The organism is Proteus sp. CA142267, assembly GCF_003336825.1.
GTDB classification, from domain to species: domain Bacteria; phylum Pseudomonadota; class Gammaproteobacteria; order Enterobacterales; family Enterobacteriaceae; genus Proteus; species Proteus terrae.
On record NZ_QPMG01000001.1, the window covers coordinates 1 to 13,158 of the forward strand.

The 13,158-nt window shown below is 37.6% G+C and carries 11 protein-coding genes; 4 read left to right on the forward strand and 7 right to left on the reverse strand.

The window, feature by feature from the left end; genetic code table 11:
* The 4 genes from rsxC to C0T34_RS00020 all read right to left on the reverse strand — a co-directional run.
* Positions 1–2,099: electron transport complex subunit RsxC (gene rsxC / locus C0T34_RS00005; protein ID WP_109849462.1), on the reverse strand; the 2,099-nt coding region annotated here is incomplete at its 3' end.
* The gene (gene rsxB, locus C0T34_RS00010) at positions 2,092–2,718 is read right to left on the reverse strand and encodes an electron transport complex subunit RsxB (protein ID WP_006536931.1); all 627 of its coding nucleotides are present in this window, start codon (positions 2,716–2,718) and stop codon (positions 2,092–2,094) included. The genes rsxB and rsxC, both read right to left, overlap by 8 nt.
* A complete protein-coding gene (gene rsxA, locus C0T34_RS00015) occupies positions 2,718–3,299 on the reverse strand; it encodes an electron transport complex subunit RsxA (protein ID WP_006536930.1) in 582 nt (193 codons plus the stop codon). Before rsxA ends, rsxB begins: the two co-directional genes overlap by 1 nt.
* A 94-nt stretch (positions 3,300–3,393) precedes the next feature.
* Positions 3,394–3,861 carry a DUF2569 domain-containing protein gene (locus C0T34_RS00020; protein ID WP_088495674.1) on the reverse strand — a complete coding sequence of 156 codons (468 nt, stop codon included), beginning with the start codon at positions 3,859–3,861 and terminating at the stop codon, positions 3,394–3,396.
* Between the two features lie 131 nt (positions 3,862–3,992).
* On the opposite strand from C0T34_RS00020, the gene C0T34_RS00025 reads away from it, so the two are divergent.
* Positions 3,993–5,036: an oxidoreductase gene (locus C0T34_RS00025; protein ID WP_109849463.1), complete on the forward strand. Its 1,044-nt coding sequence runs from the start codon at positions 3,993–3,995 to the stop codon at positions 5,034–5,036.
* A gap of 22 nt (positions 5,037–5,058) precedes the next feature.
* A complete protein-coding gene (locus tag C0T34_RS00030) occupies positions 5,059–6,048 on the forward strand; it encodes a bile acid:sodium symporter family protein (protein WP_109849464.1) in 990 nt (329 codons plus the stop codon).
* A 95-nt stretch (positions 6,049–6,143) separates the two neighbouring features.
* On the opposite strand, the gene C0T34_RS00035 is transcribed toward C0T34_RS00030, so the two are convergent.
* Together C0T34_RS00035 and add are read right to left on the reverse strand one after the other, a co-directional pair.
* Positions 6,144–6,596, reverse strand: a complete 453-nt coding sequence (locus C0T34_RS00035; RefSeq protein ID WP_098942960.1) for a hypothetical protein — start codon at positions 6,594–6,596, stop codon at positions 6,144–6,146.
* Between the two features lie 137 nt (positions 6,597–6,733).
* Positions 6,734–7,735, reverse strand: a complete 1,002-nt coding sequence (add, locus tag C0T34_RS00040) for an adenosine deaminase (RefSeq protein WP_109849465.1) — start codon at positions 7,733–7,735, stop codon at positions 6,734–6,736.
* A gap of 675 nt (positions 7,736–8,410) precedes the next feature.
* Here add and C0T34_RS00045 point away from each other — a divergent pair.
* Complete coding sequence (locus C0T34_RS00045) at positions 8,411–9,379, forward strand: hypothetical protein (protein WP_109849466.1); 969 nt, start codon at positions 8,411–8,413, stop codon at positions 9,377–9,379.
* An 85-nt stretch (positions 9,380–9,464) separates the two neighbouring features.
* Here the strand turns inward: C0T34_RS00045 and C0T34_RS00050 are convergent, their stop codons facing one another.
* Entirely contained in the window at positions 9,465–11,144 is a 1,680-nt protein-coding gene (locus C0T34_RS00050) for a YdgA family protein (RefSeq protein ID WP_109849467.1), read from the reverse strand.
* A gap of 580 nt (positions 11,145–11,724) precedes the next feature.
* Between C0T34_RS00050 and fumC the strand changes: the two genes are divergently transcribed.
* The gene (gene fumC, locus C0T34_RS00055) at positions 11,725–13,122 is read left to right on the forward strand and encodes a class II fumarate hydratase (protein ID WP_098942952.1); all 1,398 of its coding nucleotides are present in this window, start codon (positions 11,725–11,727) and stop codon (positions 13,120–13,122) included.
* Positions 13,123–13,158: the final 36 nt, after the last annotated feature.

Below are 13,158 nucleotides of genomic sequence, written 5' to 3' on the forward strand. Positions count from 1 at the left end.
ATAGCGGCAGCGACAGCTGCTTTACGCGGATCGACTTCTTCCGCTTTAGCATTTTGAGTAGGGGCTTCATCAATTGTTTCTGCTGGAGCTTGTTGAGCTTCTTTTTTGGCTTTTACTCTGGCAATAGCGGCAGCGACAGCTGCTTTGCGCGGATCGACTTCTTCCGCTTTAGCATTTTGAGTAGGGGCTTCATCAATTGTTGTTTCTGCTGGAGCTTGTTGAGCTTCTTTTTTGGCTTTTACTCTAGCAATAGCGGCAGCGACAGCTGCTTTGCGCGGATCGACTTCTTCCGCTTCAGTATTTTGAACAGGCGCTTCTACGGCTGAAGATGTTTCAGTAGCTTGCTGTGCTTTCTTGGCTTTAACACGCGCTAATGCAGCGGCAACGGCAGCTTTGCGCGGATCGACTTCTTCGCTTTCACTCGCTATATTCTCACTCGAAGCTTCTAGGGCTTTTTGCTGTGCTAATTTAGCAGCTTGTTTTGCTCTAACTTCCTCTTTACGTTTTTTACGTGCAGCAATAGCGGCTGCATTATCTGGCTCTTCACCCGCTTTAACAGAAATAATTTTGCCAATACTTTGTTTTGCTTTTACGCGAGAAAGTGCAGATTGAACTTCACCGTAAGCTTCATCATCAAGTTTAACTGCGGCACGTTGATGTCTAGCTTCACGCTCCAGTTTTTCACGCTCCATACGTATTTTTTTCGCTTCAAAACGTGCTTTGGCCTCAGCCGCGCGTTTTGCTTCTGCATCAATTTCACGTATTTCTGCTTTTTCTTGGCGATAGTATTGAACTAACGGAATATTACTTGGACAAACAAACGCACAAGCACCGCATTCAATACAATCAAATAAATTATGTTGTTGCGCTTTCTCATGCTCTTTACCTTTACTAAACCAGTAAAGTTGTTGAGGTAATAAACCACTAGGACAAGCATCAACACAATGACCACAACGGATACAGGCTTCTTCAAGGTTATCTGTATCCATCTCTTCGACTGAAGGAATAAGTAAGCAGTTAGTTATCTTAACAACAGGAGCATTTAAGTCTGGTAAGGTAAATCCCATTAATGGTCCACCCATAATCACCATCTGCTCAGATCCTGCAACAAAACCAGCTTGTTTTAGTAATGAGTAAATAGGTGTACCTAAACGAGCCCAAAAGTTACCCGGTGTTTTAGCGCCATTACCTGTGACCGTGACAACACGTTCAATTAATGGCTCATCATCAATAATGGCACGTTTGATGGCAACAACTGTACCTACGTTTTGCATCAAGACGCCAATATCAGACGAACGTCCTCCTGATGGGACTTCTTTACCGGTTAAGATCTTAGTAAGTTGTTTAGCACCACCTGATGGGTATTTAGTTGGGATGACACGAATGAAAATACGTTTCTCATCAGGTACAGCACTTAAAGCGTGTTTTAATGACTCAATGGCTTCTGGCTTATTATCTTCAATACCAATTAATACTTCATCTGGAGAGAGAATGTGAATTAAGACCTGACATCCAGCAATCACTTCATCAGCATGTTCTTGCATTAAGCGATCGTCTGCTGTGATATAAGGTTCACACTCCGCTGCATTGATGATGAGTGTTTTAACGAGGTCACCACCACCTTTTAATTTTGATGCAGTTGGGAATCCTGCGCCCCCTAATCCTGCAATACCAGCTTCATGGATACGATTAAGTAATGTATCTCTATTTTCTAATTGGTAATCGATGATAGGGGATTTCTCTCGCCATTCATCTTTACCATCAGATTGAATTCTTACCGCAATTTCAGGTAATCCAGAAGGGTGGGCACTTGGAAATGGTTCTATTGCTGTAACTGTACCAGAGATAGATGCATGAACAGGTAATGTTCTACCAACCCCTTTTGTTAACGGTTGGCCTTTTAAAACATGCTCGCCTACGCTGACACAAAGTTGACCCGGTACACCTAAGTGCTGATGAATAGGAATAATCACTTCATCAGGTAATTGCGCGATACGCATTGGTGTACGACTTGATTGTAATTTCATTTCAGGAGGATGAATACCGCCTTTAAAATCCCAGATTTTATCTTTTTTAAATAGTGAAAAGAGATTAAACATGAGCGTTATCCTCCGTCTTTAATGACGGTTCATCTTCAGGTGTTTCTTCTGGCTCTGCTGGAATGTTTTTTACAGGGATTGTATTTAAATCCCATTTCCAATTTGAGGTTGTGACTTTGACAGGAACCAAAGTTATGCAATCAGTAGGGCAAGGAGGCACACATAAGTCACATCCAGTACATAAGTCTTCAATAACGGTGTGCATAGCACGTGTGGCACCCACAATGGCATCAACGGGGCACGCTTGAATACACTTAGTACATCCTATGCAATTGTCTTCATCAATTAAGGCGACTTTTCTAATTGGATTTAATGCTTCTTCGTCACCATCAAGTGGTTGAGGATCAACACCCATCAATTCAGCTATTTTTAACATCACTTGTTCGCCACCTGGCGCACAACGGTTAATCATCTCCCCATTGTTTGCAACAGCATCTGCATAAGGACGACACCCAGGATGACCACATTGTCCGCATTGGCTTTGCGGTAAGATTGCGTCAATTTTTTCGACAATAGGATCTTCTTCCACTTTAAAACGGCGTGCGGAATATCCCAAAATTAGCCCAAAGATAAGACCTAGCGCACCAAGTACGCCAATTGCTATCCATAAAGAATTCATTACAGTTTCACCAAACCACTAAAACCCATAAAGGCGAGAGACATTAAACCTGCGGTAATTAAACCAATTGAAGCACCTTTAAATGGTGCGGGTACATTGGCGACGGCTAAGCGTTCTCTAATAGCAGCAAATAAGACCATTACAAGAGAGAAACCGACGGCTGCACCAAAACCATAAACGGCAGATTGCATAAATGTGTGGGCTTGATTGATATTTAATAATGCCACACCTAATACAGCGCAGTTTGTAGTGATTAAAGGCAAGAAGATCCCTAATAAACGATAGAGTGTCGGACTTGTTTTTCTTACGACCATTTCCGTGAATTGTACAACTACTGCAATAACTAAAATAAAGCTCAGTGTGCGTAAATAAAGTAAGTCCAAAGGAACTAAAATAAAATTATCCATCAGCCAAGAACTAATCGAGGCGAGAGTCATAACAAAGGTTGTCGCAAATCCCATACCAATCGCGGTTTCTAATTTTTTTGATACACCCATAAATGGGCATAAACCAAGGAATTTGACGAGTACAAAGTTATTCACCAATACGGTGCCGACGAATAGAAGCAAGTAATCAGTCATTGTTATGCCAAAATTGTTAAACAGAGAAACAAAAAGCCTCCTGAAATAAAGAGGCTAAACAAGCGTATATAATATCAAGGGTAAAGGCGTGAAGTTATCGAACTTGTGTGAAAGTTTCACGAACACGTTTAGAGTACTTGATATAAGGCACAAAGCAGACGGTCGAGAAAACAGACCATAGAAGGGATTGCAATGCTGTTTGGTCGTCAACAGGTGCAAAACCAAAGCTCTTGATTGCTAATAGTAAGTTGATAAGCAACCAAAAAATAAATAGACGTGGGAAGTTTTTAGCGCGATAAAAAAATTGTCTTAGTAGATAAAGTGTAAAACTAAACATTACCCACGTTGTTAACGCGGAGAGATACCAACTTGAGATCAAATGAAAAGGAAGCTGGTGGAGGATCGAAAAGTCTGAAAAATATTTAATAATATACAAAACAGACATCAACCCAGAACCAATCACTGACAAGATCATATAAGCCAGTGGCGCAAGTAACCACCCTGTAATAGGCGCTTTTCCTGAAAGGTTATTCTGCGTGTTTGCTTTGAGGTCAAATTTCATTAATTAATTATTCCTACTCGTATGTATAGAACTAAACGGGATATTATCACAAACTTTGTTATTATTTATTTAGCTACAAAAGTGAAAGTGATTTTTGTTAATAAAAAAGCATATAAAAATAGGATAGGGTTATGGCAATTAAACTCAATGTTGGGATTATCGGATATGGTTATGCAAGTAAAACCTTTCATGCTCCGCTAATAACAACAACCGAAGGTTTAAATCTTAGTGCAATTTCAAGCTCTGATGAAAATAAAGTTAAACAAGATTTTCCCCACATTACCGTTTATGCAGACCCTCAAGCACTTATTAATGATCCCTCAATAGACTTAATCATTATTCCAACGCCGAATAATACTCACTATTCACTGGCTTCACAGGCTCTAGAAAAAGGTAAACATGTTATTGTTGATAAACCGTTTACACTGACACTGGAAGAAGCTGAAAAATTAACTCAGCAAGCAACAAATGCCGGTAAACTCCTTTCTGTTTTTCATAATCGTCGTTGGGATTCCGGTTTCTTAACCGTTAAAAAACTTTTAGCGGATAAAACACTGGGCGATATCAGTGCATATGAAGCGCATTTTGATCGTTTCCGTCCAACAGTACGTCAACGTTGGCGAGAAGATGCAGGAATTGGTGGTGGGCTTTGGTACGATCTCGCACCTCATGTTCTTGACCAAGCGATTTGCCTATTTGGTGAACCTAAAGCAATTACTGCAGATATTGCTCAATTACGTCCTAATGCAAAAAATGCCGATTACTTTCATGCATTACTAGCATATGACAATCTTAGAGTCGTTCTTCATGCGTCTATGTTAGTTGCGTCTCCAACACCTATTTTTGCTATTCATGGAACAAAAGGCAGTTATGTTAAATATGGTCTAGATACCCAAGAAGACGCCTTAAAAGCCGGTTATCTTCCTAATCAAACTTATAATTGGGGAATGGATAGTCAAGATGGTGAATTAACAACGCTATCAGAATCTGGTGAGTTAGAGACAACCACACTCACTACACTTTCTGGTGATTATCCCGCTTACTATCAACAAATTTATCGTGCAATTACATTGGGTGAAGAAAACCCCGTTACGCCAATACAAGCAACAGCCATTATGCGTTTGATTGAAGCTGGCGAAATTTCTAATCGTTTAAAACAAACTATTACGCTATAAGCAAAAGGGAGCGTTAAATCTAATGTCTTGGTGGCAAAAACTAAAACTTGATCCTTTTCTCATGATTATGATTTGTGTGGTGACGCTAGCAACGCTACTACCCGCACAAGGCGATATTAAAGTCCTGTTCCAATATCTTACGACCGGTGCGATAGCTCTGCTGTTCTTCTTGCATGGTGCCAAGCTTTCTAGAGAGGCGATACTGGCAGGGCTTGGGCATTGGCGTTTACATCTTACAGTATTTGCTAGTACCTTTATTCTTTTCCCTATTTTGGGGCTAGGATTACAAGTTATTGTCCCTGAATGGATGTCACCAACAGTTTATATGGGTTTTTTATACCTTTGTGCGTTACCTGCAACGGTTCAATCTGCCATTGCCTTTACTTCTGTGGCTGGGGGAAATGTAGCTGCTGCTATTTGTAGTGCATCTGCATCCAGTATTCTTGGTGTTTTTCTTTCGCCGGTATTAGTCGGTTTTTTAATGCAAACACAAGGCTCTGCGGATGATTTCGACACGGCAGGGGCTATTCAATCAATCTTACTGCAACTGATGGTACCTTTTATTATTGGTCATTTATCACGACCTTTAATTGGGCGTTGGGTTGATAAACATAAAAAATTAGTTAATAGAACGGATCGCTCTTCTATTTTGCTGGTGGTTTATGTTGCGTTTAGTGAGGCAGTTGTTGAAGGGATTTGGCATAAAATTGACGGTTGGTCGCTACTAACGATTGCAGTAGTGAGCTGTATTTTGTTAGCGATTGTCATTTTCGTGAACGTATACAGTGCTAGACTGCTTGGTTTTAATAAAGAAGATGAAATCACCATTGTTTTTTGTGGTTCTAAAAAGAGCTTAGCAAATGGTGTACCTATGGCGAATGTGTTATTTCCTGCAGCGACGGTTGGGATAATGTTATTACCATTAATGATATTCCATCAGATCCAATTAATGGTTTGTGCTGTGTTAGCACAGCGCTATGCTAATCAATCTAAAGAAGCTAAAAAGAAATAATGTATTTAAGCTGGTGGATAATCAATAATATTAATCAAATATTGATAATTAGATAAATAAAAAAAGCATCGACTTAGTTTTTTATCGGTGCTTTTTTATTTGTTATAAAGATCATCATTCTTGTTATGGTTACTATTTTCTTTTTCATCTGTTAATGAATACTGTTGAGATTTAAAGGGAAGTGGTAAGCCGAATACAAGATAAATTAAGAAAACAAAACCCATATTTAAATAGTCGGATTTATTATTTTTCACATCAACTTTTAATTCACAATCAATGGGTTCTAGCTGGTCGTTAATATTATATTTACCTTGGTAAAGCTCATTAAGTATTGCTTGCGCTTGCTCAAATTCTTTATAGTTAACCAGTAGTTTTACGCCACCAGTAGCTTGAGCATATACTTGGTTATTCCAAACAATATTTTCATCTAAAAGAATAGCATCAATGCCTTCTGACTGAAGAAAGCCCACTTCAATAGAGGCATCAAGTGGTGATAGATACTGTGCTAATAATCTATATTGACCTCTTGTCGGATGAATATTCCACATAGATTTTCCTTACATAATAAGTAACCCCTTGAAAATTAATTTTAGTCTAAGAGTCATTAATAACTCCATCTGTTTTCAATAAATATAAAAAAACCATCTGATTAACAGATGGTTTTAATCAATATGCTATTAAAATATCAACGTGAGCTGACTTTCTTAATTAATGCGTCACGCTCTGCTTGGCTAATAAATGCCATTTTTAAGCCATTAATCTGAGTCTGGCGGATTTGCTCTGGCGTTAATCCAGCAGCCGGTGCCGCAACGGTATATTCGTGTTTTAGCTCAATACCTTCAACCGCAGGATCGTCGGTATTAAGAGAGGCGATAATGCCATGCTCTAAAAATGTTTTTAAAGGATGCTCTGCTAACGAATTGATAGTACTGGTTTGAATATTCGACGTTAAGCAAGACTCAATCCCAATTTGATGCTCTGCGAGGTAGTCCATTAAATGTGGATCTTCAATAGCTTTAACACCATGACCAATACGACTTGCACCTAATTCTTTAATAGCATGCCAAATGCTTTCTGCACCCGCAGCTTCACCTGCGTGAACAGTAATATTCCATTCAGTGTCACGAGCACGATTAAAATGAGGTTGGAATAAATGACCAGGGAAACCTAATTCATCACCCGCTAAATCAAGCGCAGTAATTTTATCTTGATGTTTTAGCAAGCCATTGAGTTCTTGTTGGCAGGCGTTTTCACCAAAGGTACGGCTTAAAATACCGATTAAACGAATGTCTACATCGTGAGATTGCAATGCACTCTGTACGCCATCAACAATAGCTTCCACTACACCTTCGACAGGAAGTTGATGTTTCATTGCCATATAGTAAGGAGAAAAACGCAGTTCAGCGTAATCAATACCTGCATTAACCACATCCACCACGTTTTCATAAGCAACACGATGACATGCATCTAAGTCGGCTAAAACCGCCACACCCCAATCCAATTTTTGTAAAAAGCTAACAAGACTTGGCTCATTCTTTGTGATTTGCACATGAGGGCGCAATGCTTCTAATTCATAAGCTGGTAGCGCAATATTATGCTGTTTTGCTAACTCTAGAATTGTTTGAGGACGAATATTACCATCTAAATGGCGATGTAAATCGGTTAAAGGCAACTGTGTGTCAATCACGTGTTATTTTCCTTTTAATAGAAATAATGAAAATCTATCGTTTATAGTGATTTTCTTATAATCGGTAAGTTATAAAATAGTTGCGGGTTATTATGGCTTATTTTTATTTTATTCACTAACAAATAAACATAAATTGGTTATTTCTGAAGCTAAAAATGACTATTTTTCTCAGTTTTAAGTTAAAAAGTAAAAAATGAAAAATAGGACTGCCTATTTATTAGCTAGAATATTCAATGTAATTGACGTGTATTATCAAACTAACTGATACATTGGTTTTTGATCTAAAAATAGGGCTGTCATTATAATTGAAATATCCTGTCAATTATTTTGATAGGTTACTCAGGGATAAACGGACAGAAAAAATAGTCAAGATGTTATTTTTTTATTTTGTTATTCAATGAATTACCTATTTTTTGTATTTTTTATTAGCTGAAATATTTAAGATGTTTTTCATAAAAGTATAATATCAAAATTTAGTAATATTTAAATTTATTCGGTTTTAATAAAATAAAAATAAAATAAATAATGAAATGTCCATATTATTAAATAAGTTATAAAGGAAAACAAATTAAAGCCATAATACTTCTTCGTTAAATAGAATTATTTAATTGAATGGAGTCATTTCATTATGACTTTTTAATATTAATTTATTATTTAAATTTAAGGATAATAATTATGAATGAGAATTCTGATTTAAATATTGAAAAAAAAAATAATAAAATCAAAAATCTGTTGGCTTCAACCTTACTTCCTCCTTCATCAGAAAATAATCTTACTTATGGCTCTCAAGTCGTTACTGGCGATGGTGCGATTGCATTGGATTTGGTTGTTGTTATTGATACCAGTGGTTCGATGTCTGATGAATCCACGGATTTGAGCAAAGAAGTTGATGCAGCAATACAAGAAGCATCAGAAAAATGCCCATCAAAACTTCGGGTCACATTTTTAGGTATAGAAGGCACATGGGATGACACTAAATTTGATCAATCAGCCAGTGATTATTTAAAAGCATTGGGTGTTCCTGAAAATCGTTTACAGGCAAGAAAACCGTTTAAAGAGGCTGACGGTCGTGATCATGCGGGTAATAAAGAGGATTTATGCCGTGCTGTGATTGATTTAAGTAAGTATTTTGATTGGCGTGATGGTGCGCGTCGTGCCATTTTTGTGTTGGGTGATGAGGGGATGGAAGGTGGAGGCGGTGTTCTTACCAATGCGGCGAAGATAAAAAATAATGAAGCGATTGCTGTTGCTCAGCACGAGAAAGTTAAAGTGTATACCTATCAAGGTACGCCTGACGATAGAATGACTAATTTAGATCGTTTCCCAAGTATTGCTGATAGAGACAGTATCACAAAAGAGTATGTACGCTTAGCGAAGCAAACAGGAGGGCGTTCTTATATCTACACAACAGGTATTGCTAAGTTTTCATTAGTATTGCAAGAGATCCTCTGTGATAGCTTAACACCGCCTAATATTCCTAAACCCCATGAGAAAGAGACCAATTGTAGCCATGTCTGTGAGCAATTAACCTCTATTATTTCAACAGTAAATACGCTTGCTGGAATAATTAACAAAACCATTGATTCATGTTGTAAGGATGAATGGAAAAATCACCATATTCCCGCTAAAGATTGTGATTGTTAATTAAACGGTAATATAAAAAACACCCCAGTGCTATTTACAATGGGGTGTTCTATTTACGCTTCTAATAGAAATGTAATTCGTGAGCTTATTCTGGTTGTTGCTCAGGAATTAAGATTTCTTGTTCTTCGATGATAGCAGGATCTTCAGTAATCTCTTCTTGATAACTATCCTCTGAATAATCAGAGTCATCGTAATCGTAAGATGATGCGCCCATACCGAATAACATTGCAGCTAAACCTAACATTTGAGGAGCTTGAGTGACATCCATAAACTCATCAAAAGTATAGGTTTTACCATTCATGGTAAATTTATCAGCAGCATAGTTCAGTTTCATGCTTAATGCATTACCGTCTTGTGCAAGTAACATCAGTGGTAATGCATCTTTCTCATCTTGAGAGATTTGATTGATATTTTGTTGTAATTCAATTTTTAACTGCTCAACGTCAGCAGCTGTTGCTACTTCGATCTCTTTTTTCTCAGCATCGGTTAATGCGGTTTCTTGGTAACGAGCCGCATCAAGATATTGAGTGGTGTTACGGAATTCAGCTAACATTGGAAGAGATAAATCAACATTGAAATCAATGTTTTTAAACAGATAGTTAAATAACTCGGCTGGTGATTTCTCTTGGCTTTCTAATACTTTAACGTTAAAAGCATTTAAATCTAAGTTAAAGGTTAACTTACTTGCACCGCTTTTATTGGTTAAAGAAGCTTCATCGATACGGAAAACTAAGCCTTTCTCCAGAACATCACGAACGGCTTGTTCAACCATTTCTGAATTATCAAAATGGTTTTTATTCCATGGTAACAATGAGTTGTTATAAACTTTGGTTAATAACAACATTGCATCAGGATCAGCTTTATCAATCGAATAGCCAAATTTACCTGCACCAAATTCGAGTCCAGCAACATTCAGTGACTTAAAGTAATAAGTTTGAGAGATATTAAAGAGCTTATCTTTGATATCACTTTTTGTTGTAAGAGAAAAATCTTTCAGTGAGAAATCAGATGCTTTGTCTTTGCTGGTATGCGCAATTTCAGCAAAACTTAATAGCTGTTCATTAAATAGGTATTGATCGTTATTAACTTTTGTTCCAGCAATAGCACCAGAAATATTCTTGATTGTGAAAGTTTCTTCACCATCTTTAGTCACAACAACTTGATCACCTTTAATTTTGGTTGAAAAGTTTGTTGCATTTTTATCTGATGAGAACTCAACAGTTAATGGTGTTGTTTTAACTGTGCCACCATTTTCAGCAAAATCGATAGGATTTAATATTGCATCACCAGATACAGAGCCATCGAAAGCTAAAGAGGTGTGAACGTTAAAAATAGATTTTTCTTTAGTTAGCTTGAATAAATCTTTTGTTGTGTTGTTATTAACCAACGTATTATTCATTGCAGCTAATTTTGGCGCTAAATTAAATTTAGCCAGATCAGAAAGAGGGAATGGACCGTGGTCAATATCAGTAGAGAAGACAACTTCTTCTACTTTTTTCTCTTGGTCTGCATCACTAGCATCTTGTGAAATCACGACAGCAAAGTCTGCATTAGAGGTAAAAACCCCTTTCTTATAGTCACGAATTTCAAGTTTAACATCAGCACCAAATTGTGCATTTTTAGCAAGTTGCGCCAATTGGACATTAGCTAGTTTCGTTTCTTCCTGTAAGCGACTTTCAATTTTGCTGCCCATGTACCATGACGCACCAGTCCAAACAACACCGAGTGCGACGATAACACCAACAGCGACAAGCGATTTCTTCATAATTCTAGTCCATCCTCTGTGTACATCTGGCGATGTACGTTATAAAGGCTGTTTTGTAACCCTTAAACAACCCGATAAATTGGTGATAAATTTTACTAAATTTAAATATAGATAATCCACATATATACATCGCCATCTATATTAACCGTAAATATAGATTTAGTGGAATAAAATCGCAATCAGAACTTACTGAGTTAATCGCTAACATAATGAGTTTAAAGCAAAATGGATATGATTTATAAGATAATTTAAATAACCATTAAAACACGCTTTTTTTACTCATTTTTAGATTTAGACAATATTTAATTGTGATGTAATTCTATTTATGATGAATAATAAAGGCTCATAATAAGTGTGGATATAAATATGAAAGCTTAAATAATAACATTGGCAATAAAATAAGATTGCTAATCGTACTTTTCCCAAAAAATCAACAGATTTCATTCTGTTATAAATTTCATAAGCTCGCTTTAGCTCTCATATTTATTATTCTGTTTATGGCATGATACTGGAATCCGAGTTATTTACTAGAAAGTGATTCGGAATTAATCAATTATTCTGTGTACTTAAGGAGATTGAAATGGCAGCCACTCGCATTGAAAAAGACTCAATGGGACAAATCGAAGTACCAGCTGACCAGTTATGGGGAGCTCAAACGCAGCGTTCTCTTGAACACTTCCGTATTTCAGTTGAAAAAATGCCTGTTGCACTTATCCACGCGCTTGCTATCACGAAGAAAGCAGCCGCTGGTGTTAACATGGATTTAGGTTTATTACCAAAAGAGCGCGCTGATGCAATTATCGCAGCTGCAGATGAAGTGCTTGCAGGTAAGCACCCAACTGAATTCCCATTAGCAATCTGGCAGACCGGTTCTGGCACTCAATCAAACATGAATATGAATGAAGTGTTAGCTAACCGTGGTAGTGAGATACTTGGTGGTATCCGTGGCATGGAGCGCAAAATCCATCCGAATGATGATGTTAACAAAAGTCAGAGTTCAAATGATGTGTTCCCAACTGCCATGCATGTCGCTGCTGTTATTGCATTACGTCAGGATTTACTGCCAGAATTAAAATCACTACTGAAAGTATTCAAAGAGAAAGCAGAAGCTTTCCATGACATCGTTAAAATTGGTCGTACTCACCTGCAAGATGCGACACCACTGACATTAGGTCAAGAAATCTCCGGTTGGGCTGCTATGCTTGAGCACAGCATCAAACATATCGATGATTCCGTTCCTCATGTTTGTGAATTAGCGCTAGGTGGTACAGCAGTGGGTACGGGATTAAATACCCATCCAGAATATGCTGTTCGTGTTGCTAAGCGTATTGCTGAATTATCAGGCCAGCCTTTTGTAACGGCTCCTAATAAATTTGAAGCATTAGCAACCTGTGATGCATTAGTTCATTCACATGGTGCATTAAAAGGTTTAGCAGCTTCATTAATGAAGATTGCTAACGACGTGCGTTGGTTAGCTTCTGGTCCTCGTTGTGGTATTGGCGAAATCGCTATTCCAGAAAACGAACCAGGTAGTTCAATCATGCCTGGTAAAGTTAACCCAACACAATGTGAAGCATTAACGATGTTATGTGCTCAAGTAATGGGTAACGATGTTGCTATTAATATTGGTGGTGCATCAGGTAACTTTGAACTGAACGTTTATCGTCCAATGATTATTGATAACTTCTTACAATCAGTCCGTTTACTGTCTGATGGTATGCGTAGTTTCAATGAGCATTGTGCAATTGGTATTGAACCAAACCGTGAGCGTATCAATAAACTACTGCATGAATCATTAATGCTAGTTACTGCGTTAAATACTCATATCGGTTACGATAAAGCCGCTGAAATCGCGAAAAAAGCGCATAAAGAAGGCTTAACGCTAAAAGAATCCGCACTGAAACTGAACTACCTTACATCGGAAGAGTTCGATAGCTGGGTACGTCCAGAAGATATGGTTGGTAGCATGAAAAAATAAGTGTTAAATACACTTAGTTAGCCGATATTAAATCCC